General features: G+C 68.7%; 20 protein-coding genes and 1 tRNA gene. 1 reads left to right on the top strand and 20 read right to left on the bottom strand.

Translation table 11 applies throughout. The annotated features are described in order from the left end of the window. Window positions 1-58 precede the first annotated feature (58 nt). The 16 genes from sufB to ACFX59_RS03990 all read right to left on the bottom strand — a co-directional run bounded on the left by sufB (window position 59) and on the right by ACFX59_RS03990 (window position 15,381). Window positions 59-1,522, bottom strand: a complete 1,464-nt coding sequence (sufB, locus tag ACFX59_RS04065) for a Fe-S cluster assembly protein SufB (RefSeq protein ID WP_387429913.1) — start codon at window positions 1,520-1,522, stop codon at window positions 59-61. After that, window positions 1,522-1,977, bottom strand: a complete 456-nt coding sequence (locus tag ACFX59_RS04060) for an SUF system Fe-S cluster assembly regulator (RefSeq protein WP_309698661.1) — start codon at window positions 1,975-1,977, stop codon at window positions 1,522-1,524. Before ACFX59_RS04060 ends, sufB begins: the two co-directional genes overlap by 1 nt. A 227-nt stretch (window positions 1,978-2,204) precedes the next feature. Continuing rightward, complete coding sequence (locus ACFX59_RS04055; RefSeq protein ID WP_387429909.1) at window positions 2,205-3,251, bottom strand: Glu/Leu/Phe/Val dehydrogenase dimerization domain-containing protein; 1,047 nt, start codon at window positions 3,249-3,251, stop codon at window positions 2,205-2,207. A 132-nt stretch (window positions 3,252-3,383) separates the two neighbouring features. Then, window positions 3,384-3,460: transfer RNA gene (locus ACFX59_RS04050), tRNA-His, on the bottom strand. Window positions 3,461-3,541: 81 nt separating this feature from the next. After that, window positions 3,542-4,264: a type II secretion system protein N gene (locus ACFX59_RS04045; RefSeq protein ID WP_387429906.1), complete on the bottom strand. Its 723-nt coding sequence runs from the start codon at window positions 4,262-4,264 to the stop codon at window positions 3,542-3,544. Further along, on the bottom strand, window positions 4,264-4,734 hold the full coding sequence (gene gspM / locus ACFX59_RS04040; RefSeq protein WP_387429903.1) for a type II secretion system protein GspM: 471 nt from the start codon (window positions 4,732-4,734) through the stop codon (window positions 4,264-4,266). The genes ACFX59_RS04045 and gspM overlap by 1 nt, the downstream gene beginning before the upstream one ends. Then, window positions 4,731-5,813 carry a type II secretion system protein GspL gene (gspL, locus tag ACFX59_RS04035; RefSeq protein WP_387429900.1) on the bottom strand — a complete coding sequence of 361 codons (1,083 nt, stop codon included), beginning with the start codon at window positions 5,811-5,813 and terminating at the stop codon, window positions 4,731-4,733. Before gspL ends, gspM begins: the two co-directional genes overlap by 4 nt. Continuing rightward, window positions 5,813-6,802, bottom strand: coding sequence for a type II secretion system minor pseudopilin GspK (gene gspK / locus ACFX59_RS04030; protein ID WP_387429897.1), 990 nt, complete (start codon window positions 6,800-6,802; stop codon window positions 5,813-5,815). Before gspK ends, gspL begins: the two co-directional genes overlap by 1 nt. Continuing rightward, window positions 6,795-7,508, bottom strand: coding sequence for a type II secretion system minor pseudopilin GspJ (gspJ, locus tag ACFX59_RS04025; protein WP_387429894.1), 714 nt, complete (start codon window positions 7,506-7,508; stop codon window positions 6,795-6,797). The genes gspK and gspJ overlap by 8 nt, the downstream gene beginning before the upstream one ends. Beyond that, the gene (gene gspI, locus ACFX59_RS04020) at window positions 7,472-7,927 is read right to left on the bottom strand and encodes a type II secretion system minor pseudopilin GspI (RefSeq protein ID WP_387430272.1); all 456 of its coding nucleotides are present in this window, start codon (window positions 7,925-7,927) and stop codon (window positions 7,472-7,474) included. Before gspI ends, gspJ begins: the two co-directional genes overlap by 37 nt. Window positions 7,928-8,000: 73 nt before the next feature. Next, window positions 8,001-8,504, bottom strand: a complete 504-nt coding sequence (locus ACFX59_RS04015) for a GspH/FimT family pseudopilin (protein ID WP_387429892.1) — start codon at window positions 8,502-8,504, stop codon at window positions 8,001-8,003. 113 nt (window positions 8,505-8,617) lie between these two features. Further along, window positions 8,618-9,073 (bottom strand): type II secretion system major pseudopilin GspG, encoded by a 456-nt coding sequence (gene gspG, locus ACFX59_RS04010; RefSeq protein WP_387429890.1) that lies wholly within the window; start codon window positions 9,071-9,073, stop codon window positions 8,618-8,620. Between the two features lie 17 nt (window positions 9,074-9,090). After that, window positions 9,091-10,314 carry a type II secretion system inner membrane protein GspF gene (gene gspF / locus ACFX59_RS04005; protein ID WP_309693568.1) on the bottom strand — a complete coding sequence of 408 codons (1,224 nt, stop codon included), beginning with the start codon at window positions 10,312-10,314 and terminating at the stop codon, window positions 9,091-9,093. 420 nt (window positions 10,315-10,734) lie between these two features. Then, window positions 10,735-12,303: a type II secretion system ATPase GspE gene (gene gspE / locus ACFX59_RS04000; RefSeq protein WP_309737025.1), complete on the bottom strand. Its 1,569-nt coding sequence runs from the start codon at window positions 12,301-12,303 to the stop codon at window positions 10,735-10,737. Window positions 12,304-12,331: 28 nt separating this feature from the next. Then, window positions 12,332-14,554, bottom strand: a complete 2,223-nt coding sequence (gene gspD / locus ACFX59_RS03995; RefSeq protein ID WP_387429887.1) for a type II secretion system secretin GspD — start codon at window positions 14,552-14,554, stop codon at window positions 12,332-12,334. Next, window positions 14,551-15,381, bottom strand: coding sequence for a type II secretion system protein N (locus ACFX59_RS03990; protein ID WP_387429885.1), 831 nt, complete (start codon window positions 15,379-15,381; stop codon window positions 14,551-14,553). The genes gspD and ACFX59_RS03990 overlap by 4 nt, the downstream gene beginning before the upstream one ends. A 106-nt stretch (window positions 15,382-15,487) precedes the next feature. Here ACFX59_RS03990 and ACFX59_RS03985 point away from each other — a divergent pair, with 106 nt between their 5' ends. Continuing rightward, window positions 15,488-16,159 carry a prolyl hydroxylase family protein gene (locus ACFX59_RS03985; protein WP_387429882.1) on the top strand — a complete coding sequence of 224 codons (672 nt, stop codon included), beginning with the start codon at window positions 15,488-15,490 and terminating at the stop codon, window positions 16,157-16,159. A 189-nt stretch (window positions 16,160-16,348) separates the two neighbouring features. Here ACFX59_RS03985 and ACFX59_RS03980 read toward each other — a convergent pair whose 3' ends face one another. The 4 genes from ACFX59_RS03980 to ACFX59_RS03965 all read right to left on the bottom strand — a co-directional run bounded on the left by ACFX59_RS03980 (window position 16,349) and on the right by ACFX59_RS03965 (window position 23,042). Further along, window positions 16,349-19,177 (bottom strand): TonB-dependent receptor domain-containing protein, encoded by a 2,829-nt coding sequence (locus ACFX59_RS03980; RefSeq protein WP_387429879.1) that lies wholly within the window; start codon window positions 19,175-19,177, stop codon window positions 16,349-16,351. A gap of 110 nt (window positions 19,178-19,287) precedes the next feature. Further along, window positions 19,288-20,937: a hypothetical protein gene (locus ACFX59_RS03975; protein ID WP_387429877.1), complete on the bottom strand. Its 1,650-nt coding sequence runs from the start codon at window positions 20,935-20,937 to the stop codon at window positions 19,288-19,290. A 176-nt stretch (window positions 20,938-21,113) separates the two neighbouring features. Beyond that, on the bottom strand, window positions 21,114-22,583 hold the full coding sequence (locus ACFX59_RS03970; protein WP_387429874.1) for a sensor histidine kinase: 1,470 nt from the start codon (window positions 22,581-22,583) through the stop codon (window positions 21,114-21,116). Window positions 22,584-22,655: 72 nt separating this feature from the next. Continuing rightward, window positions 22,656-23,042, bottom strand: a complete 387-nt coding sequence (locus ACFX59_RS03965; RefSeq protein ID WP_373424693.1) for a DoxX family protein — start codon at window positions 23,040-23,042, stop codon at window positions 22,656-22,658. Between the last annotated feature and the right edge of the window lie 31 nt (window positions 23,043-23,073).

Below are 23,073 nucleotides of genomic sequence, written 5' to 3'. Positions count from 1 at the left end.
CCCCTCCCCTGAAGGGGAGGGGTGTCGAGGCGTCGGGCATCGTCGCGCGACGTCAGTCTCACCCGACCGACCCTTCCAGCGAAATCCCCAACAGCTTCTGCGCCTCGACCGCGAACTCCATCGGGAGCTGTTGCAGCACCTCGCGCGCAAAGCCGTTGACGATCAGCGCGACTGCCGCTTCCTGATCCAACCCACGGCTCATCGCGTAGAAGAGCTGGTCCTCGCTGATCTTGCTGGTCGTCGCCTCATGCTCGATCTGCGCGCTGGGGTTCTTCACCTCGATGTACGGCACGGTGTGCGCACCGCACTGGTCGCCCAGCAACAGGCTGTCGCACTGGGTGAAGTTGCGGACATTCTCGGCGGTCGCCGCCACGCGGACGAGGCCGCGATAGGTGTTGTCCGAGCGCCCGGCCGAAATCCCCTTCGACACGATGGTAGACCGCGTGTTCTTGCCCAGATGGATCATCTTGGTGCCGGTATCGGCCTGCTGGCGGTTGTTCGTCACCGCGACCGAGTAGAACTCGCCCACCGAACCGTCGCCCGCCAGCACGCAGGACGGGTATTTCCACGTCACCGCCGAACCGGTCTCGACCTGCGTCCACGACACCTTGCTGTTCTTGCCCTGGCACAGCGCACGCTTGGTGACGAAGTTGTAGATGCCGCCGACGCCATTCTCGTCGCCCGGATACCAGTTCTGGACGGTCGAATATTTGATCTCGGCATCGTCCAGTGCGACCAGCTCGACCACCGCCGCGTGAAGCTGGTTCTCGTCGCGCATCGGCGCGGTGCAGCCTTCGAGATAGGAGACATAGGCCCCCTTGTCCGCGACGATCAGCGTGCGCTCGAACTGGCCGGTATTCTCCGCGTTGATGCGGAAATAGGTCGACAGCTCCATCGGGCAACGGACGCCCTCGGGGATGTAGACGAAGGTGCCGTCGGAGAAGACCGCCGAGTTGAGCGTCGCGAAATAATTATCGCGCTGCGGCACGACCTTGCCCAGCCACTTCTTCACCAGCTCGGGATATTCGCGGATCGCCTCGGAGATCGAGCGGAAGATGACACCCGCCGCTTCCAGCTCCTTGCGGAAGGTGGTCGCGACCGAGACGCTGTCGAACACCGCGTCCACCGCGACCTTACGCGCGCCCTCGACGCCCGCCAGCACTTCCTGCTCGGCGATCGGGATGCCCAGCTTTTCGTAAGTCCGCCGAATTTCCGGATCGAGCTCATCCAGCGACGCGATCGTCTTCTTCTGCTTCGGCTCCGCGTAATAATACGCGTCCTGATAGTCGATCGGCGGGATGTTCAGCTTGGCCCAGTCGGGCGTCTCCAGCGTTTGCCACAGGCGGAACGCCTTCAGCCGCCAGTCGAGCATCCATTCGGGTTCGCCCTTCTTGGCCGAGATATAGCGGACCGTATCCTCGCTCAGCCCCTTGGGCGCGAAGTCCTGCTCGATCTCGGTGGCGAAGCCCCACTCATATTTCTTGTTGGCGGCGGCGAGCGCCTCTGCATTCTTCGTGGCCATCAGGCGAATACCCCCGGACGCGGAGAAGCGTCCATCACTTGCGATTCAACAGGATCGGCGGCGAGCGTCGCGAGCGTCACCCCGGAAAAGGCGGCGCGTACCGCCTGATTGACGACATGCCAATGTGGCCGGACGCGACATTGCATTTCCAGGCCGCATTCATGCGCGGCGCCCTCGACGCACGCGGTCAGCGCGATCGGGCCGTCCACCGCCTCGACGATATCGGCCAGGCTGATCGCATCCGCGTCGCGCGCCAGGCGGATGCCGCCGCCGGTGCCGCGCGTGCTCTCGATCAGCCCGGCGGTGGCCAGACGGCTGACCAGCTTCTGCGCGGTGGGCAGCGGCACGCCCGTCTGCCCGGCCAGCAGGGTCGCATTGCTCCGCCCGCCGGCACCCTCGCGCGCGGCGGCGGTCATCATCACGACCGCATAATCGGCTAGGCTGGAAAGGCGCATGATCTCCAATCGGATGGATTTGGTCCGATTGGCAAATGGGCGCGAGGCGACGGTTCGTCAACCGGGTTTCGCGTGTGGGAATTTCGATGGGTGTGATCAACTCTTCCTCCCCTGCAAGGGGAGGGGGACCACCGCGAAGCGGTGGTGGAGGGGTGTCGCCGCTGATGGGGACACCCCTCCGTCAGTCCTTCGGACTGCCACCTCCCCTTACAGGGGAGGAATTAAAGTCAGCGGCCGATCAGGCCCTGCGCGATCTCGTCCGCCACGTCCGAGGCGGGATGGCCCGTCTCGGCCGAGCGCTGCCACACCTGTTCCAGACGCTCGGGGATCTTGGCGATGCGCGCCATGACCTCGGCCTCGTCGCCCTGGCCCAGATATTCCAGACCGACATTGATGATGCCGCCCGCGTTGATGACGTAATCGGGGGCATAGAGGATGCCCGCTTCCGCCACGCGCGCGCCGTCCTCGCGGGTCGCCAGCTGGTTGTTGGCACCGCCCGCGACGACCTTGGCCTTCAGCCGCTGGATCGAATCGGCGGTCAGCACCGCGCCCAGCGCATTGGGGCTGACCAGATCGACATCGGCGAACAGGATCTCGTCGGCCGGGGCGACGCTGGCGCCCAGTTCCGCCGCCATCGCTTCCGCGCGCGCCTGGTCGACGTCGGCGATGGTCAGCACCGCGCCGTCCTTGGCCAACAGCTTGGCCAGACCGCCGCCGACCGAGCCGACGCCCTGGATCGCGACGCGCACGCCCTTCATGTCGGTCGCGCCCAGCCCGCGCGCGGCGGCCGCCTTGACGCCCAGATAGACGCCGTGCGCGGTGTAGGGGCCGGGATCGCCGCCCGCCGCGCCGCTCGCGACCGGCAGGCCGGAGACATAGCGGGTCTGGGTCGCGATGACCTTCATCCGCTCTTCCGACATGCCGACATCCTCGGCGGTGACGTAACGGCCGCCCAGCGATTCGACCGCGCGGCCGAATGCCTCGAGCTGTGCGGTGGTGATGACGTCGCCCGGCTTGGCCGCCAGGACCACGCCCTTGCCGCCGCCCAGCGCAAGGCCGGCCATCGCATTCTTGTAGCTCATGCCGCGCGACAGGCGCAGCGCGTCGGTGATGGCGAGCGCGGGCGTGGCATAGTGCCAGAAGCGCGCACCGCCCGCCGCCGGGCCCAGATGGGTGGAATGCACCGCGATGACCGCCTGCAACCCCGATGCGGGATCGGTGAACAGATGCACGCCTTCATGCGCGTCGAAATCGGGAAAGCCCCAGTTCGTCATGCTCGTCCTTCGGTCCGACTAAAGCGGTACCGGACCGAGGCTTCTGACCCGGCCACCCAGATCGGCGAGGATATTGGGGGGACACGGGCCTGAAAGGGGCCGGTGCCGTGGCCAGCGAGTGGCCGGAAAGAATGGGGCGACCGACGGGACTTGAACCCGCAACTTCCGGCATCACAAGCCGGCGCTCTAACCAATTGAACTACGGTCGCCGCGAAGGCTTGCGCCCCTAAACGGGATCACCCGGTCTCGTCAAGCGCCCAAAACCGTCCCCGTCAAAAATTACCTCTCCGTCAAAAACGCCCCTGCGCGGAAAGCCGGTATCCGCCGCCCGATCCGGCGACGAAGCCCAGCTGCTCCAGCCGCGCCGCCGCCGCCGGGTCGCCCGGCGTCAGGACCAGGTCGGCGGTATAGCGGCCATCGGGGCGGATGCGCAGGTTCACCGCCTCGCTTCCCCCCTGTCCCGTCATCGGCAGCAGCAGCGCCCCCGCCTCGCACCGGGCATTGCCCGTCATCACCGGCGGCAGCGGCAGGCCCCCCGCCTCGCCCGCAACGGTCGCCCGCACGCGCCCGCCCGCTTCCTCGCACACCCCGTCGCGGAACCGCACGGTCACCTCCTCCAGCGCCAGCGTCGTGACGGGCAGCGGCGCGAAAAGCGTGGCGGCAGGCAGGCTGGCGGTCACGCCGTCAATCCCCATCGCATGGCGGCTGATCGTCGCGGCGCCCAGGATCGGACGCCCATCGGCCCCCGCCCCCTCGAACGCCAGCTTCGCCCGCCCGACCAACAGCGCTAGCGGCGACAGCGACACGCGCAGGTCGCCCAGCGCCACGTCGCCGAACCGCGCCTCCAGCATGCTGCCGCCCCAGATCGTCCCGCCGACCCGCCGCGCGCTCAACCCCTGATCGGCCAGCCCCGTGGCCCCCAGCGCCAGCCGCATCGGCAGGAAGACGATCAGCGCCACGACCAGCATCGCGGCGAACAGCACCGGCGGACGGGTGGCGAGCCGCAACCGCATCACGACACCCGCGCGCGCAGGACGAGCGCGACGCCCAGCGTCCGGTCGCCATTGTCGGTCAGCGTCGCCTGCTCGACCAGCACCCCGCCGCGCTCCAGCCGCGCCAGCCAGGGGGTCAGCGCGGCGGCGCGTGCCGAGGCGATCTGCGCGCGCACCCGGCCGGGGCCGTCCTCGGTCAGGCCGGACAGGGTGAAGCCCGCCTGCTCGGCCGACAGGCGGATGGTGTCGGCCAGCGTCCCCGATAGCGCGGGGCGGCGGCGGCGCTGGCGCAGTTCGTCGGCGATGGCCTGCGCCTCGCCCAGCCGGATCACCGCATCGGCATGGCGCTCACGCGCGCCAGACAGGCCATCGCCCAGCGGACGCAGGATGCCGCCCCAAAGGAGCGTGACGACCATCAGCGCGGCCATGACCAGCAACAACCGCTTCTCGCGGGTCGAGCGGCCCTCGAACCAGAGCTTGAGCGAGGTCATCGTCCGCGCACCGTGAATTCTCCCGTGATCCGCCCGCCCGCCGCGACGAAGGTGCTCGCCTGGACGGTGAAGCCCTGCGCCTCGATCGCGCGCTTCAGGTCGGTAGCCAGCGCCTCGCGGTCGACCGCCACGCCCAGCCTTATGTCGCCGCTCGGCTGGAAATCCATCGCGGTCAGCTCGGAGCCGGGCACGCCGCGCACCGCCGAGAAGACCGCCGCCGCCGTCCGGCTGAACCCCTGGCCCGGCCCGCGCACCGCCGACAGCCGCTCGGCCAGTTGGCGATCGGCATCGACCAGCGTTTCCCCGCGCGGCAATGCGGTGCGCGCGACCTGCTCGATCCTGGCCTCGGTCGCGTCGGCGGCGAAGCTGTATTTGGTCCAGCGCACCAGATCGATCGCCAGCGTCACCGCGACGATCGCCAGCCCAAGCCAGCCGAGCCGCCGCACCAGCCGCCAGTCGATCGCGAAGGACCGGCGCCGCGCGAACGGCCCCTGCCGCAGGTCGAGCGCGGGCGTCGCCGCCGCCGCGCCCAGCATGTCTGCCAGCGTGTCGGCATCCAGATCGGCCAGCGGATCGTCGCCCGTCACGATCTCGGTAAAGCCGGGCTCGTCGGCAAAGCCCGAGGCGCGTCCGCGCACCACCCCCTGCCCGGCAAGGCTGCCCCGCACATAGCCCTGGTCGGGGCGCGGCAGCAGGAGTGGCGCGGGCACCACCGCCACCGGATCGACGCCCATCCCCGCCAGCCGATTGAGCCAGCCCGCCATCGCGCCACGATTGACGATGCCGATGGCCCGGCTGCCCGCGTCATCCTCGCCCACCGCGACATGCAGCTCGTCCATCGGCGCGGCGCTGACCTCGGCGGCCAGCAGCCGTGCGGCGGCGGCGGCCTGCGCGGTCGAGCGGGCGGGGATCTCGGCCCAGTGGAGCGACACCGCATCGGCGGGCGCGACCGCGATCACCTCGCCATCGCCCTGCGGCAGGCCCTCGCCCGCCGCCGCGACGCGCGCATCCTCGATCCGCATCCAGCGATAGTCGCCGCCCTCGCCCGGCGGCAGGAACAGGAGGTTGGTCGCACTCATCACTCTTCCCCCCATATCCGCGCCACCAGTTGCGGCGGCACCCGCCTGGCATCGACCAGCGCGCGCTCCTGCACCGCCACGCCGCCCAGCGTCACGTCGATGCGCAGGGCGAACCAGCGGGTCGTCACCGCCACGCCCCCCGCGCCCGTCGCCCCCGGCACCTGCGCCCAAAAGGCACTCGCGTCCGCATAGCCTTGCGGCGGGCGGCGCAAAAGGGCCTGGGCGATGGCACCGGGCGAAATCGTATCGACCTGCGCCATCGCCACCAGCGGCGCCTGTTCGGGGGCCAGCGTGTTGATATTGACCATGGTCGGGCTGGCATCGGGCAGCGTGCACAGCCAAGGTCGCAGCCGGGCATAGAGTTCGGGCGTGACGCCGTTGACCATCCGCATCTCGCTGACATCGGCCATCAGCGTGCCGCCGGTCCGGTAAGGCGGATCGCGGCTCAGATAGAGCGCATCCTCCGCCCCGCCGCCTTGCGGGTTCTGGTCGCTGTCGATCCAGTCGGCGGTGGCGGCCGCGACCTGTTCGGCCACCTGCCCCGGCACGCCGATCAGCCGCATCAGCTTGGCGAAATGCGCCGTCTCGACGGCATTGCCGATCAGCACGCCGGGCTGGCCGGGCGCGCGCTGTGCCAGCCCGTTGAGGTTGAAGCAGTTCCCGCCATCGGTGACGCGCGCGGTCGCAATCGCCCCGCCCGCGACATCGCCCAGCGGCAGCGCGAAGGGCCGGTCGCTCCACCCGCCGAGCAGCGACACCCGCCCCTGCGACCGCTGGAGCAGATCGCCGATGCGGATGATCGCCAGTGCCTCGGCCGCATAGGCAAAGCCGCGCGCCTGCTCGATCGCGACCGCATTGCCGCCCAGCCGGGTCGACAGACGCAGCTTTTCCAGCGCGGTCGCGGCCATGACCGCGATCACCGCGACCAGGATCAGCACGGTGAGCAACGCCGCGCCGCGCTCGCCGGAGGGGGGCGGCCGCCTAGCCATTGGGCGTCGGTGCAGGCGTCGGTGTGGGGGTAGGCGCCGGAGCCGCCGCAGCGTCGCCGATATAGCCGGTGCCGACCAGGAACAGCTGGCGAAAGATCAGGCCGTCGTCGCGCACGATCGTCACCTCGGCCGCCTGCGGCAGGGCGATGCCGGGCTGCCCCTGCCACTGGTCGAGCCATGCGCCGTTGAAGCGATAGCGCAGGTGCAGTTCGCGGACATGGTCCATCAGCGCGGCGGGCTCCATCGGGGCGGCCCCGTCGAGCAGCGGCCACGCCACCCGCTCCAGCACATCGCCGTTCAGGCGGTAAGCGACCTTTTGCAAGGACGGGCGCTGCGCACCGTCCAGGTTGCTCCACCCGGCGCGGACCAGCCGCATCGCATCGGGCCCGGCGACCATCGCGGGGGTCAGCACCGCACCCTCGTCGCGGGTCGGTCGGTCGACTGCCTGGGCCAGGTCGGCGGACAGGATCGCGGTCGTCCGACTGACCGCTGCCATCGCGTCCAGCTTCTGCCCCGTGACCGCCTGGGTCCGCACGCTCAGCGACAGGATCGCCACGGCGGCGGCGGCCAGCATCGAGAAGACGAGCAGCGCCACCATGACCTCGACCAGGGTGAAGCCGTTGGTTTCCCCTCCATTCCGGCCTTCGGCGGGGTCGGCCGAGACGACCATCACGACGTCACCACCCCGACCGGCGGCGCGGGCCATGGCGGGCGGACCATCGTCATCCGGCCCACGACGCTTCCCGCGCCATTGGTCACCGCGACATCGATCCGCACCACGCGCACATCGCCCGTACCGCTGACGATCCGCGTCCATTTCCAGCTGCGCCCGCCATTTACTTCCGCCCCCGACGTCCGGCCGAGCGCGGGCGCTTGCGGGTCCGTGACGGCGGCGATCGCGATGTTGCGCGCGACCATCTGCGCGACCAGCGTTTCGTCGAGGATCGAGGCACCCCGGATCGTCGCACTCTCCAGCCGGACGATCGCCATCGCCGCCAGGCTGAACACCGCCAGCGCGACCATGATCTCGATCAGGGTGAAGCCGCCCTCTCCTCCTCCCCTGCAAGGGGAGGTGGCAGGCCGAACGCCTGACGGAGGGGTGTAACCGCCAGCGAGGGAGTGGATCGCGAGCGGCGACACCCCATCGTCCCGGCTGCGCCGTGCCACCTCCCCTTGCAGGGGAGGAATTGGAGCCACCTCACCCATCGACCCGCACCGTGCCGTCCGCGCCGATCCGCACGATGCTGCTGGCCCGGTCGCGGGTCAGGCGCAGTTCGACCGGACGGTCGGCCAAGCCCGTCACGTCGAAGGTGATCCGCACCCGCCCGCTGCTGTCGGGGATCGCGGCCTGTGTCCCGTCCTCCCATTGCGCGACACGCAGCGGCTTGGCGGTCATCGGGCTCCACGCGCCGTCCGCGCGCCGGTCGAAGCCATAGCCGCCGCGCGTGACCCAGATGCTGACCGGCGACGCCTCGACCACCGCCACGTCATGCGCGGCGCGGACGCGCGCGGCGAAGCGCAACGCCTCGTCGGTCAGGCGGCCGCGCCGGTCGGGCAGCGACCAGACCGCGATGGCGGAGGCCAGGCCGATGACGGTGATGACGATCATCAGTTCGACCAGGGTGAAGCCGTTTGCCCCCTGCGGCGATGTTTCGGCATGGCCTTCGACTTCGCTCAGGCTGAACGGCGGCTTGGTCAGCACCGAGCCTGTCCCATCGTCCGTTCGCGCTGAGCGAAGTCGAAGCGCACGGGCCGAACGCCGCCCAGGCAGGCCCCACCCGCCGCCGTCCCCGGCATCCAGGCGGGGCCGCGTCATCACTTATCCCAGTTGCCGATATCCGCGTTGATCCCCTCGCCGCCTTCCTTGCCGTCGGCGCCGTAAGTCCAGACATCCACCTCGCCATGCTGGCCGGGCGCGGCATAGAGATAGGGGCGGCCCCAGGGATCGTCGGGCAGCTTCTTCAGATAGCCGCCCTTCTGATAGCGCGACGGATCGGCGAGACCGGCGGGCATCGACACCAGCGCCTGCAAGCCCTGCGCGGTCGTCGGGAAGGTCAGGTTCTGGAGCTTGTACATCTCCAGCCCGCCCTCGATCTGCGCGATGTCGGCCTTGGCCTTCTGCACCCGCGCGGTGTCGCCCGAGGGCAGCACGTTCAGCGCCACGATCGTCGCCAGCAGGCCGATGATGACGATGACGACCATCAGCTCGACAAGGGTGAAGCCGTCCTCGCGGCGCTTGCGGCGGGTCGGCCGTTGGGTGGGGTTACGCATCGACTTGTCCTCTCGACTCATTGTCCCGCCAGCGTGTTGAGCTGGAGGATCGGCAGCAGGATGGATAACACGATCGTCGCGACCACGCCGCCCATCACGACGATGATCGCGGGTTCGAGCAGCGAGAGCGCGGTGGCGGTGAAGCGGTCGAACTCGCGCTCCAGATAGTCGGCGGCGCGCTCCAGCATCTCGTCCAGCCGCCCCGCCGCCTCGCCGCTGGCGGCCAGATAGGTCAGCAGCGGCGGAAACACCCCGGCCCGCCGCATCGCCGCGGAGAGACTCCCGCCGCCCCGGATCGCATCGACGATCGCGTCGGAGGCGACCCGCAGCCGCCGGTTGTGGATCGTGCCCGCCGTCAGGGTCAGCCCTTCGAGCAGTGGCAGGCGGCTGGCGACCATCGTCCCCAATGTGCGCGCCATCCGCGCGGCGTGCAGGTCGCGCAGCAACCGGCCGAGCAGCGGCAGCCTGAGCAGCCAGCTGTCGAAGGACAGCCGGATCGACGGCACCTTCAACGCGCGCCAGAATGCGACGCCGCCCAGCACCGCGACGCCCGCCATCAGCCACCACCATCCGACCAGCAGGTCCGACACACCGATCACCATGCGGGTCAGGAAGGGCAGCTCCTGCCCGACCGTGTCGAACTGCTCGACCACTTGCGGCACGACGAACATCATCAGCGCGGTGACGACGCCCATCGCCACCACCGCCAGGATCGTCGGATAGGCGAGCGCGGTGATCAGCTTGCCCCGAATCTCCGCCTGCCGCTCCAGAAGGGCCGCGAGCCGTTCCAGGATCGTCGGCAAGGTGCCCGAACTCTCCCCCGCCGCGACCATCGCGCGGTAGAGCGGGGGGAAGCTCTTGGGCTCGCGCGCCATGGCATCGGCCAGGCGACGCCCCTCGGTCACGCCCTGATGCACCGTCGCGACGATGGCGCGGACCCGTTCCTGCTCGGTCTGGCGGGTGATGGTGCGCAAGGACTCCTCCAGCGGCGAGACGCGGTTGAGCGTGGCGAGCTGGCGGGTGAAGAGGGTCAGCTGCTTGACCGACATACGCGCGCGGCCGAGCTTCAGCCCGAACAGCGGGCGGCGCTCGGCGGTGTCGCCGCTGCCCGGCTTGACCGAGACGACATAGAGCCGCTGCTTCTCCAGCGCGGCACGCGCGGCGTCGGCGGTCTCGGCGGGGATGAAACCGCGCTTCTCGGCGCCCTTGGTGTCGATGGCGACATAGTCGAACCCGGCCATGTCAGCGCCTTACCCCATCCACGGGCACCACCCCGGCGAAGGCCGGGGTCCAGTCGCGATGCCGGTGCAGACGCGGGGTTTCGGATGGAAATCCTATCTCACGCGGAGACGCGGAGACGCGGAGAGAAGATTGGTTCGCGCAGAGGCGCAGAGGACGCAGAGACAAATCGTGCGCGGCAGCGCACAGCTCTTTCAAGCAGCCAAAGCTGGAGGGCCGCTGCCGCGGCGAGAACGACATCTCTGCGTCCTCTGCGCCTCTGCGCGAACACACCTTTCTTCTTCGCGGCTTCGCGCCTTCGCGTGAACACAGCTTTCCTCTCCGCGTCTCCGCGTCTCCGCGTGAACGCGAATGCACGACGCACGGCAACTGGACTCCGGCCTTCGCCGGGGCGGTACGGGAAAGGGAACGAGCCGCCACCCTCACCCCGCGTCGGAATCGCGGCGGGATACGCGGATGGCTTCCTCCGCCGTCGTCACGCCGTCCAGAACCAGCGTCCGCGCGGCGCTGGCCAGGGGCTGTTGCCGGGCGAAGGCGTGCGCGGCGATCGCCTGTTCGTCGCCGCCTTCGTTGATCAGCCGCCGGATGGTGTCGTCGACCCGCACCGCCTCATAGACGCCGGTCCGGCCCTTATAGCCGCTGCCGTTGCACTGGGGACAGCCGACCGCTTCGTACACCGTCGCCTGCGGGTCGATGCCGAGCAGCGGCGCGACCGTATCCCGGGCCGCGACCGGGCGCTTGCAGGCGGGGCAGAGTCGCCGCACCAGCCGCTGCGCGATGACGGCGCGCAGCGTCGAGGCGAGCAGGAACGGCTCGACCTTCATGTCGCGCATCCGGGTGATCGCGCCGACCGCATCGTTGGTGTGGACCGTCGACAGCACCAGATGCCCGGTCAGCGACGCCTGCACCGCGATCTCAGCGGTTTCGCGGTCGCGGATTTCGCCGACCATCACCACATCGGGGTCCTGGCGCAGGATCGCGCGCAGGCCCGCCGCGAAGGTCAGTCCGACCTTGGCGTTGACCTGGGTCTGCCCCACCCCTTCCACCGCATATTCGACCGGGTCCTCGACGGTCAGGATGTTGCGGCTGCCATCGTTCAGCAGGCGCAGCGCGGCGTACAGGCTGGTCGTCTTGCCCGAACCCGTGGGGCCGGTGACCAGGATGATGCCGTTGGGCTCGCTCAGCGCCTCGCGCAGCAGCGCATACATGGCCGGGTTCATCCCCAGCGCATCGAGGTCGATCCCGGCATTCTCCTTGTCGAGGATACGCAGCACCACCCGCTCGCCCGCACGGCTGGGCAGGGTCGAGACGCGCACGTCGAGCAGCTTGCCGCCCAGCGTCAGCGCCATGCGCCCGTCCTGCGGCACGCGGCGTTCGGCGATGTCGAGCCGCGCCATGACCTTGATGCGGCTGACCACCACGGGCGCGACATGCGGCGGCATGCGCAGCGTCTCGCGCAGCACGCCGTCGATCCGCATCCGGACGACCAGGCCGGTCTCATAGGGCTCGATATGGATGTCCGACACGCCGTTGCGCGCGGCGTCGGCGATGATGCCGTTGATCAGCCGGATGGCGGGCGCATCGTCGGCGGTGTCGAGCAGGTCCTCGGCGGTGGGAATCCCGTCGGCCAGCATGTCCAGTTCGTCGCCCATGCCGACGGCCGCGATCGCGGTCGCCTGTCCGTCCATCGCATAGGCGTCGGACAGCAGCCGGTCGAAGGCGGGCCCCTCGACGCGGGCGATGGCGAAGGGGCGGCCGATATGGCGGCGCAGCTCGATCAGCGCGCGCGGGTCCGCGCCTTCGCGTAACGCGACGGTCAGCGGGTCGGCGCTCTGGACTACCGTGCCGAACTTGCGCGCGAAGGCATAGGGGATGGTCAGCGGGGCGACCAGCTCCAGCGCTTCGTCGGGCGCGGGGAGCGGGAGAGCGGGTGGCCCTCCCCCATCCCCTCCCGCCTGTGCGAGCGGCGTACCCAGTGGCAGAGGGACCATATCACCCGTGGGGAGGGATTCCGGCGTGTCAGTCACGGCGCTTGATCGGTTCGACCGGCTTGGCGACGGGGACCGCGATGCGCGGGTCCTCGATATTGCCGGGCATCGGCGCGTGCGGGATCGGCGGTGCGGCGTTCATGTAATCGCGGACCAGCTCATCGATCGACGGCTCGACGCCGGGCTGGGCATAGCCCTGGAGCTGGCGGAGATAGCCGTAACGCTGTTCGGTGACGCGGCGGCTGTCCTCGGGCGTGCGCAGGATGGTCGGGCGGATGAAGACCATCAAATTGGTCTTGGACCGGCTGCGCGCCTTGGACCGGAACAGCGCGCCCAGGCCCGGAATGTCGCCCAGGAACGGGATCTTCTCGATCGTCCGCCGCTCATTGTCGTCGAGCAGCCCGCCAATGACCGTGATCTGGCCGTCATCGGGGGTGAAGACATTCTCGAACGCGCGCTTGTTGAGGATCAGTTCGCTGTTGTTGCTCGACACCGGACCCGCGATCGAGCTGACCTCCAGGCGGACATAGAGTTTCAGCGAGCCGCCCGCATTGACCTGCGGCTTCACGTCCAGCTGAATGCCGACATTCTGCCGCTGCACGGTGCGGAAGGTGTTGTTGAAATCATTGGACAGCGCCTGGCCGGTCGTGACCGGAATCTCCTGCCCGACCAGGCTGTGCGCCTGTTGATTGTCCAGCGTGATGATGTGCGGGACCTGCAACAGGTTGGAGGTGGTGTCGCTCTTCACCGCATTGATGATCGCGCCGAACACCGTGTTGCCGACCTTCCCGCCCCAGCCGGCAAAGCCGCCGGTGGTGCCCAGGATCGACTGCACCGCCGACTGGGTCAGCTGGCTATAGGCCTGGTTGGGAACGTTGGTCGTGGTTCGCGTGCCGTCGGGTGCGACCACCGTGGTCGTGGTGCCGCCGATCGTGTTCGCCCCGACCGCGCCTGCGATCTGGAGGATGTTGGGCGCGGTGTTGCCATAGGTCGACGCGGCGAACGCGCCGCCCGTCAGGCTGCCCAGCAGGAACTGCGCGCCCAGCCGCCGTGCGGTCTGGTCGGAGACCTCGGCGATGATCGCCTCGATCAGCACCTGTTCGCGGCGCACGTCCAGCTGGCGGATCACCTCGCCGATCTGGCGCTGGATATCGGCGGGCCCGGCGATCACGATGGCATTGGCGCCGACGAAGCGGGTGACGACCGCCGCAGTCCGCCCTCCTTGCGTGCTGATCGCCGGTTGCTGGCCGCTCTGGCCGCCCGCACCGGGGGCGCTGGCCGCCTGGGGCTGGGCGACCGGCTGGACGCGCTGCGCGATGGCGGTGCCCGCCGCCGATCCCGACTGGCTGTTGGTCTGGGTGAAGCTGCCGCGCGACAGGGTGGTTTCCTGCACCGGATCGGGCGTCTGGCCGACCAGCTGCTGGAGCACCGGCAGAAGCTGCTCGGCATCGGCATTTTGCAGGAAGACGACGCGGATCTCGGTGCCGCTCTTGGCCTTGTTGTCCAGGTCCAGCGCGATCTGGGCGAAGCGCGCGACGCTCGACGGATCGCCGCGCAGCGCGATCGAATTGGAGCTGTCGATCGCGACCACCGACACGCCGGTCGATCCTTGCGCCGGGGCGCCGCCCTGCCCGCCGCCGCCATTGCCCGCCAGCGTCTGGAGCGCGGTCGCGATCTCGCGCGCGCCCGCATTCCGCAGCGCGATGACGCGGGTCGAGGCATTGTCGGCATCGATCCGCCGGACCACCTCGCGGATGCGGCGGATATTGTCGGCGAAGTCGACCACGACCAGGCTGTTGCCCGCGCGATTGGCGGTCACCGACCCTTGCGCGCTGACCAGCGGGCGCACCGTCTCCAGCGCGCTCGGCGCGTCGATCGCGCGCAGGCGGATGATCTCGGTGACATAGGAATTGCGGTTCGCGCCCGACGATCCGATCCGGCTGGGCTGCGAGGCGGCATTGTCGATCGGCTGCACCCGGAACGCCCCGCCCGCGCTGGGCACCGCGACCAATCCGTTGGAGCGCAGCGTCGACAGGAATATCTCGAAATATTCGGACTTGGACAGCGGCCGGTCGGTCACGACCGTCACCTTGCCGTTGACCCGGCTGTCGATGATGAAGGTCCGCCCCGTCACCTTGGCCGCATCGGCGATGAAGGCGCGGATATCGGCGTCGCGGACGTTGAGCGTGGTCTGCGCCTGCACCCCCGCCGCCAGGGCGAGCGCCAGAACCGAACCGAGGACGAGCTTCTTCATGGCCGTGGTGCCGCAATCTGGAGGGAGAGCGGCAGCGTCTGATCGCCCCGCTCGACCGTGATGGAAAGAGAGCCGCCCTGTGCGAAATCGCTCGCCAGGCGGTCAAGGTCGCCGGGGCCGGTCACGGGGCGGCCGCCGAGCGCGGTGACGATATCGCCCTCGCGCAGCCCCGCCGCGCGGAACGCCGTGCCCGCGCCCATCGGCCGGACGACGAGGCCGGAGACGCGCCCGCCGTCGAGCCGGGGGATGAAGCCGATATCGCTGCGCAGTTGCGCGATGGCGATGCCGCCCTGCCCGGCGGCCGGGGGAGCGGCGATGCCGGGCACGGGCGCGCCGGGCGCGGCGGGGGGCGCTTCCGACTGGTCGAGATACAAGTCTTCGGTCGCGCCGCCGCGATCGATGGTGATGTGATCGAACGCCACCGACTTCAGCGTGACGCCCGGCTGGATCTCCTCGCCGACCGAGACCGGGCGCTGGACGCCATCGGGCCCCGCCACGATCGCCGAGCCGCGCCCCGACGCCTCGTCGATGCGCGTGCCGAACAGGGTGAGTTGCAGGCTGGTCACCGCCGAGGGCGCGGCCTGCTGTCCCTGCAGGCGGAAGAACGGGTCGAAGCCGTCGAGGATCGCGGCGGTCGATCCGACGACGCTGGGCGCGACCGGCCGCCACTCGCCCAGCGGCGAGACCGGCGTGACGAGCACCCATAGCAGCCGCGCGCCCTGAACGGCGAGGACCGCCATCAGCGCCAGTTCGGCCACCGAATAGACATTCACGACCGGCAGCCGCCGCAACCATCGGCGCCCGCGCGCGTCGAGCCTCAACCGCATGAAATCAGACCCCATCCGCTTTTCCGGGCACTAGGCATGGCATGTTACATGTTTGCGTCAAAGCCCCGAAACATGTTCGTCATATGGGTTTCACATGGACATTGCGATGAACCCTATCCCGACCGACCCGCCAGAACTGGGCAACGGCCTTGATCCGACACCGATTATCGCCCGACTGGCCACCACGCCGGGGGTGCAGCGGTTGCCCAGCCCCAAGCTGACGCTGTTCGTGAAGCGCGACGTCCTGCCGCTCGAACTCTGCCAGGCGCTGATGACGCGAATCGACGATGTGCGCCGTCCCTCGACCATTGCCGATGCCAATGGCGACGCCAGCTATCGGACCAGCGAGACGGGCGACCTGCCCGGCGACGACCCGGCGGTGATCGAGACCGAACGCCGCATCGCGGTGCTGACCGGGCTGTCGGCCGCGTTCGGCGAACCGATCCAGGGCCAACGCTATGCCGTCGGGCAGGAGTTCAAGCAGCATACCGATTATTTCGAGCCGTCCGGCCTCGACTATCACCGCTATTGCGCGCTGTCGGGCAACCGGACCTGGACGGTGATGCTGTACCTGAACACGCCCGAGGCCGGCGGCGCGACCCGGTTCAAGGCGGTGGACAAGATGATCCAGCCCGAACCCGGCAAGCTGGTCGCGTGGAGCAACCGCCGCGCGGACGGCTCACCCAATCCGGCCACGCTGCATCAGGCGATGAAGGTGCGCGCGGGGGTGAAATACGTCATCACCAAATGGTATCGGGAGCTGCCGTGGCGGGGGTAGAGACGGACGTCCGTTCGCGGAGCAGCGAATCCCTTGGCCTTCGACTACGCTCAGGCTGAACGGAGGGGGGATAATTGCATTCCCATCCGCCGTTCAGGCTGAGCGAAGTCGAAGCCCACGCCCCACCCTGTCCGCCGAACCAAGAAGGCCGCCGCCCGGATCGCTCTGGACGACGGCCACTTGCCGGGATCAGAAGGTCGTGCTGATCCCCAGCGAGAAGATCCGGCCCAGATTATATCGGTTCAGATAGACGAACCGGCCATTCCCGAAATCCTGCCGCTCGTTATAGCGCGTGCGGGTCAGGTTGCGGGCCTCGGCCTTCAGCTCGAACTTGCCGCCCGCCAGCTCGAAGCCCTGCCGCGCCACGAGGTCGAGGCGGATGCCCGGCACCTCGATGATGTCGGGCTGGAAACCGTCGCCCGACAGGTTGGACGGCCCACGATTGGTCACGCGGTTGCTGGCATAGTTGAACAGCAGCGTGACCTGCGACAGCGCGGCGGTATCCTCCATGCCGAGTTGCAGGTTGACCAGATGGTCCGACTGGCCGGTCAGCGACGCGCCGTCGCGGAACAGCAGCCGCGCCGGACCGAAGCCCGAGGCGCAGCCCGCCAGCCCCGGCGATCCTTGCGCCGCCGCCGGGTTGGGCACGCAGGTCGCGTCCGCGCGGATCTTCGACTTGGTATAGGTATAGTTGGCGATCGCGACGAGGCGGCGGGTGGCGAAGAAGTCTCCGCCCAGCCCGGCGAGCGGCACATATTTCTGCAACTCGAACTCGCCGCCATACAGGTTGGCCGAGGGCAGATAGGTGAAGCCCGTCTGCAACCGATCGTCCGCGCCGGTATAGAAGCCGACCTGCTCGATCGGGTTCTTGATCCGCTTGTAGAAGCCCGCGACCGTGAAACGCTGGTCGCGCGCATAGAACCATTCGTAGCGCGCCTCGAGATTCCACAGCTCGCTGTCGCGCAGGTTCGGGTTGCCGAAGAACAGGCGGTCCGAATCGGGATCGCGGAACTGCTGCGGCGCGAGTTCGCGGAATTGCGGGCGCGAGATGGTCTTGGCGCCGCTCGCACGCAGCTGCATGTCGGGCGCGAAGTTCCAGGTCAGCGTGCCAGCGGGGAGGAAATAATCGTTCTTCAGCCGCGTCGTCGCGCTCTGCACCGGCGTCACCGTCTCGACCGCCGTCTCGTAGCGGACACCCGCCACCGCGCGCAGCCCGTCGGCCACCTCGGCCTCGGCCTGGACGTATCCGGCATGGACGTCGAGCTTGGCATCATAGGCATAGGCGCCCAGCTGCTGCGGCGAGCCGAGCTGGAGCGTACACGCCCCCTGCCCGCGCAGCGGACAGGCATTGTTGATGACATCGGGGCTCAGCAGATAGTCGGGGCGATAGAGATTATACGGGAAACCCGGTGCGGTCCCTGCGCCGTCGCTGGTCTGGTAGTTGAACTGGATACGGCTCGAATAGCGGTCCGTGCCCTGATAGAAATAGCCGCTGCTCAGCGTGATCGGCCGCTCGCCGTCGATCCTGTAGGAAAGATCGGCCTGGCCGGTCCACAGATTCTCGTTGAGTTCCGAGAAGATGATCGAGGCGAAGGGGGTGAAGCGCTGCGTCACCTGATAGGCGCCGTTGCACTGGAACCCGCCCGCGCCATTGCCGCCGTCATAGCTGATCGGCAGGCCCGTGGTGGTGCGGTTCGAGCAGAGATAGTCGAACTGGCGTTCATAGGGCGCATTGCGCTTGGAATTGGCGAAGGCGCCGCGCGCATCGAACTTCAGCGCGTCGGTCAGCTTGAACTCGCCGACCAGCTGGCTTTCGATCAGCTGACGCTCGAACCAGTTGGTGTTCTGCTGGAAGCGAAGCCCGCTGGCATTGTTATAGACCTCCGCCGCCGAGCCGCGCCCCTGTTTCAGCGTGTCGTGGATATAGACGTTGGTCCAGCGCACCGTGTTGTCGCCGAACTCGTAACCCAGCCCGACCAGCGCATTGGCGACGATGCGGTTGTCGGTCAGCAGGGTGCGGAAATCGTTGCGGATCGTGCCGTCGGTCGACACCGAATCCTGCTGGATCGCCGAGCGGGTGCGGAAGGTGTTGGACAGGCTGAGCGACGAGATCACGCCCAGCCGGTCGCCGCCGATGTCGAACACCGACCCAGCCGAAATCTCGCCCGACAAATTGGCGGGCAGATGGTTGTTGCGTTGGAGCAGCGTGGTCGAGGCATTGGAGAGCTGCGCCACCTGCGCGGCGGGCACGATGCCCGATCCGCGCCCCGCCTGCACGTCACGCACGAACTGCGGCACGGCGCGCGTCCCGTCGTCATAGCCCAGCCAGTCGGCCTTGCCGCCGGCATAGGTATAGCCCAGCTCGCTGGTGGTCACATCGTCGGCCGCGACCGTGAACCCGCCCGAGATGAAGTTCTTCGCCGGGATCGCCTTGGTCGTCAGGTTGATGACGCCGCCGCCGAACTCGCCGGGATAGTTGACCGAATAGGTCTTCTGGACCAGCGCCGAGCCGACGATGGTGGTCGGAAAGATGTCGAGCGGGACCGAACGGCGCAGCGGCTCGGGGCTGGGCAGCGGCGATCCGTTGAGCAGCGACGAGGAGTAACGGTCGCCGAGGCCCCGGACATAGACGAAGCCGCCGCCGACGACCGACAGGCCGGTGACGCGGGTCAGCGCGCCCGCAATGTCGCCCTCGCCGGTGCGCGCGATGTCGGCGGCGGACAGGACCGAGACGATCTGCGGCGTGGCGCGGATCGTGTTGGGGATATTGCGGCCGACGACGACGATCTCGTTGCTGGCCGAGGCGTCGACGCCGGGGGCCGAGATCTCGACCGGCTCGTCCGCCGACTGGCCGTCCTGCCCGGTCGGGGTCTGGCTCTGCGGGGTCGCCTGCCCGTCGGGGCTGGTCGCGGTGGTGCTGGTCGGCGCGGGCGCGCCCGCCGTCTGCGCGAGCAGGGCGGGCGCGACGAGCTGGGACGTCAGCAGAAGGAGGGAGGCATAAGCGAGGCGTCGCTGCATGGCCGGGTCATCCGATCAGATATATGGAGGAAAGCCGGGGCGGCGATGATCCGCCACCCCGGCTTGCCGAGAGCGCCCGGTCGAGCCCTGGGCGCATGGTCAGCGGGGCCTTAGCGGCCGTTGCAGCTGAAATAGACCGAGGTGAAGACGGGCGGACCGGCTTCCTGCGGGCCGCCATTGTCGGTCGGGCCGACACCGGCGGCGCGGATCGTCGTGCGGTCCGAACCCGAACCCGCACCGGCCACGATGTTGACGCAGGCGACGCCGGAATTGGTCGACTTCACGATGCCGTTGATGAAGGTCATGTCGGCCCCGCCGCGCAGACGGATCGCGGCGGGCGCGAGCGCGGTCTGGAGGAAGGTGAAGTTGGCATAGCGGCCGAAGGTGCGCGGCAGCAGTTCCTCGGCGTTGTTCGAGTCGATCTCGGTCGAGAAGCTGTCGGCGGTCGCGCCGATCGTGCGCTGCGCCGCGATCAGGAACTGCATGAAGCCGCGATAGCCATTGTCGATGTCGAAGCCGTCATCGTCGGCGCCGGTGATCGCGATATATTTCAGGTTCGACGTGCCGCCGAAGATCTCGATGCCGTCATCGGCCGAATTGTGGCTCTGGATATGGTCCAGAACCGTGCCCGAGCCGGTGCCACCCAGCGTCAGCCCCTGAAGCTCGTTGCCGTCCGAGATGGCGATGCCCGAATAGCGGATCTGGACATAGGACATCTGGCCCGACGAGTCGGCCTGGTTCGCGCCGCCATAGAAGCGGCCGGTCACGCCCTCGATCGCCAGCTGGCAGGTGGTCGACGAACCGGAGGCGGTGTTCGGGCCGGTGCCCGACACGCAGACCGCGGTCGGCGCGCGGCCGAGCAGGATGATGCCGCCCCACTGGCCCTGGGTCGCGTCGGACACGCCGTTGCTGACCAGATTCTGCTGCGAGGTGAAGATGATCGGCGCGTCGCGGGTGCCGACCGCCGAAATCTTCGAGCCGCGATTGACCAGCAGCAGGTCGTTGGTCGCCTCGGTCGAGTCCGCCGCGATCACCACGCCGGGCGCGATGGTCAGCGTGACGCCCGAACCACCGCTGGAACCCAGGTCGCTGCCGACCTCGGTCTGGCCGCGCAGGCGATAGACGACGCCCGCGATCTTGGGCAGCGACAGGTCGGCGGAGATGGTCTGCGGCAGGCGGCAGAAGCGCAGGCTGGGCGAGGACGAACTGTTGGTGCCGTCATCGATCGTGCCGGTCGGGCAGACCGAGGTGGCGGCGGCATAGGTGCCGATCGACGGCACCGCCGTGCACCGCGCGCCCGAGCCGCCGAACTCCGCCGAGGTCGAGTTGCAGGTCCAGCCCTGGAAGGCGGTGTCGGACGGGCCGTTGAGCGCGCCGACATAGTTGGTCGAGGCGAAGAAGCCGTTGATGATCGACGGATCGGCGGCGGTGGTCAGCGAGGTGCTGCTGACAGGATAGATGCCGTTCAGCGTGGCCCCGGTGCCGTTGACGTTGTTGTTGCTGCCCGCATTGACGATCGCGAGCTGTTCGTCGGCGGTGACCGAGACGCCGTTGACCGCCGTCACGGCGGCGAATTGCGCGGCGGTGATGTTGGCGGTGGGCGTCGGGGTCGGCGAGGCGCTCGGCGTCGGGGTGGGCTGCACGATCACCACGCTGCCCGCGCCCGGCGACGCCACGCTGTCCGCGCCGCCGCACGCGGCCAGCGCGGCGCAGGCCGCGCTCGTCATGAGAAGAAGGCCGAACCGCTTGATGCTCGCCATCGCCGAAACACTCCCGATCTTGTCATTGCTCTATCGGGCGAAGAGCCGCCCGCCGACCGATCCGGGACACGTCCCCCCATCGATCATGACACGGGCGTTAGGCGCGACAGATGACGCCAAGATGCAGTTTTCGAGAATCTTTTATGACATATCCGCGTCGGTGATGTGACAGCCGGTCAGACGGCGTCCGCCCCCAACGACTCCTCGACATCGAGCGTGCTGGAGACGGGAATGGCGATCGTGCAATGGACCCCTTCGGCCCCCAGCTCATAGGTGGTCCTGGCGCCCAGCTGATAGGGCAGCGCGCGTTCGATCAGCTCGCGGCCCTGCCCCCTGCCGGGCCAGGTGCCCGCCGGCGCCATGTCGACCCCGCTTTCGCGCCAGTCGATATGCAGCCACGGCTTGCCCTCGGTCCCGCCGGGGCGCAGCGACCAGCGGATCGCCAAATGGCCGCCCGACTGACGCAGCGCGCCATATTTGACGGCATTGGTCGCCAGTTCGTGCAGCGCCATGGCCAGCGTATGGACGGTCGAGGAGCGGAGCCGCACACCCGCCGGGCCCTCCAGCGTGACGCGATCCGCGCCGCCGTCCATCGCCATCAGTTCGGTGCGGATCAGGTCGTCGAACGCGACGCGGTCATGCTCCCCCAGTCGCGACAGCATCGCCTGCACCCGCGACAGCGCCGCCAGCCGATCGTCGAAATGGGCGCGGAATTCGGGCAGGTCGCGGCTGGTGCGCGTGCTGTGGTCCGCGATCGACCGGACGATCCCCATCAGGTTGCTGGTCCGATGCTGCAACTCGGCGATCAGCACGCGTTGCAGCGCCTCGCTCTTGCGCAGTTCCTGGTCGGCCCGTCGCCGCTCGGTCAGGTCGGTGGTGACGACGAGGAAGCGATTCCCGTGCCCGCCGCTGTCGGGCAGCAGCGATATGATGCTGCTCGCCCACACTTCCGTTCCGTCGGGGCGGCAATAGCGTTTGTCGAGGCTGCTCGGCATTCCGGTTTCGGCCGCGTTGGCAATCGCCTTCAGGCTGGGCGCGAGATAGTCGGGATGGGTGACCTCGGCGACGTTCAGCGCCAGCACGTCCTCGCGCGGTCGGCCCAATATCCGGCACAATTCCTCGTTCACCCGGACGAAACACCCGTCCGAGGTGATGACCGACAGCCCGACCGGCGCGGTGGCGAAGATCGCCGCGAGCTGTCCCTCGGTCTCGGCCAGCTTGATCTGCACGACCTCCTCGCGAAGCCGCACGATCTCCGCCTGCGAGCGTTTCCATTCGGTGATGTCGCGGGTCGTGGTGGCGATGCCGTCGCCCAGTTTCACCACCGTCTGGAAGAACCAGCCGTCGAACTGCTCATGCGCGTAATAGCGTTCATCCTGTTCGGCCACGCCGGTTTCGGTGACGCGGCAGAAGGTGTCGAAGATGCCCTCCTGCACGACGCCCGGATTGCGCTCGAGCAGGCTCTCGCCCCGTACCTCGCCATATTTGCTTTCCGAGGTGTGGTTGTTGAGCACCCAGCGGAAATCGACGATCCGCCCCGCTTCGTCACGGATCGCCTCGAACACCTGGATCATGTCGGTCGAGGCGTCCATGGTCGCCTGGAGCAGTTCGGGGCTCACCTGCAATCTGGGCATGGGCTGGGGCATCGGTCCCTCGCGATCTGGCATATCCCCGCCATCATGCCCTGTCCGCGCCAAAAGGGGAAATGGCGTCCCCCGCTATGACGGCTGGCGGCGGCGGGCATCGATGCTCCACGCGCCGCCGCCGACAAAGGCCAGGTAGAAGAAGACGAAGCAATAGAGGATCGCCTCGCTGCCGCCATTGACGCCGGGCCAGATGCTGGAGGGAAGGTGCGCGGTGAAATAGGCGACCGCCATCTCGCCCGAGGCGATGAAGGCCGCGATCCGCGTGAACAGGCCGAGGGTCAGCAGGATACCGAGCCCGATCTCCAGCACCGCCGCGACGACGAGCAGGGTCGGCAGCGGATCGGGCACGCCGGGCTGGGGGATTGGGAAATGGAACAGCTTCATCACCCCATGCTCCATGAAGAGCAGCGCGGCGACGATGCGCAGGAGGCTGAGGATGCGGGGAGCCCAGACGGACATGGCGCAATCTTTCATAATGGGCCGGAGCGCC

The sequence above is a fragment of the Sphingomonas sp. NCPPB 2930 genome (assembly GCF_042867205.1).
Taxonomy (GTDB): domain Bacteria; phylum Pseudomonadota; class Alphaproteobacteria; order Sphingomonadales; family Sphingomonadaceae; genus Sphingomonas.
This window is presented reverse-complemented; position numbering and strand designations above follow the sequence as displayed.

Coding starts and splice junctions, on each gene's coding strand:
- sufB (WP_387429913.1), bottom strand. CDS start 1,522: ATGGCCACGAAGAATGCAGAGGCGCTCGCCGCCGCCAACAAGAAATAT.
- ACFX59_RS04060 (WP_309698661.1), bottom strand. CDS start 1,977: ATGCGCCTTTCCAGCCTAGCCGATTATGCGGTCGTGATGATGACCGCC.
- ACFX59_RS04055 (WP_387429909.1), bottom strand. CDS start 3,251: ATGACGAACTGGGGCTTTCCCGATTTCGACGCGCATGAAGGCGTGCAT.
- ACFX59_RS04045 (WP_387429906.1), bottom strand. CDS start 4,264: ATGCGGTTGCGGCTCGCCACCCGTCCGCCGGTGCTGTTCGCCGCGATG.
- gspM (WP_387429903.1), bottom strand. CDS start 4,734: ATGACCTCGCTCAAGCTCTGGTTCGAGGGCCGCTCGACCCGCGAGAAG.
- gspL (WP_387429900.1), bottom strand. CDS start 5,813: ATGAGTGCGACCAACCTCCTGTTCCTGCCGCCGGGCGAGGGCGGCGAC.
- gspK (WP_387429897.1), bottom strand. CDS start 6,802: ATGGCTAGGCGGCCGCCCCCCTCCGGCGAGCGCGGCGCGGCGTTGCTC.
- gspJ (WP_387429894.1), bottom strand. CDS start 7,508: ATGGCCCGCGCCGCCGGTCGGGGTGGTGACGTCGTGATGGTCGTCTCG.
- gspG (WP_387429890.1), bottom strand. CDS start 9,073: ATGCGTAACCCCACCCAACGGCCGACCCGCCGCAAGCGCCGCGAGGAC.
- gspF (WP_309693568.1), bottom strand. CDS start 10,314: ATGGCCGGGTTCGACTATGTCGCCATCGACACCAAGGGCGCCGAGAAG.
- gspE (WP_309737025.1), bottom strand. CDS start 12,303: ATGGTCCCTCTGCCACTGGGTACGCCGCTCGCACAGGCGGGAGGGGAT.
- gspD (WP_387429887.1), bottom strand. CDS start 14,554: ATGAAGAAGCTCGTCCTCGGTTCGGTTCTGGCGCTCGCCCTGGCGGCG.
- ACFX59_RS03990 (WP_387429885.1), bottom strand. CDS start 15,381: ATGCGGTTGAGGCTCGACGCGCGCGGGCGCCGATGGTTGCGGCGGCTG.
- ACFX59_RS03985 (WP_387429882.1), top strand. CDS start 15,488: ATGAACCCTATCCCGACCGACCCGCCAGAACTGGGCAACGGCCTTGAT.
- ACFX59_RS03980 (WP_387429879.1), bottom strand. CDS start 19,177: ATGCAGCGACGCCTCGCTTATGCCTCCCTCCTTCTGCTGACGTCCCAG.
- ACFX59_RS03975 (WP_387429877.1), bottom strand. CDS start 20,937: ATGGCGAGCATCAAGCGGTTCGGCCTTCTTCTCATGACGAGCGCGGCC.
- ACFX59_RS03970 (WP_387429874.1), bottom strand. CDS start 22,583: ATGCCCCAGCCCATGCCCAGATTGCAGGTGAGCCCCGAACTGCTCCAG.
- ACFX59_RS03965 (WP_373424693.1), bottom strand. CDS start 23,042: ATGTCCGTCTGGGCTCCCCGCATCCTCAGCCTCCTGCGCATCGTCGCC.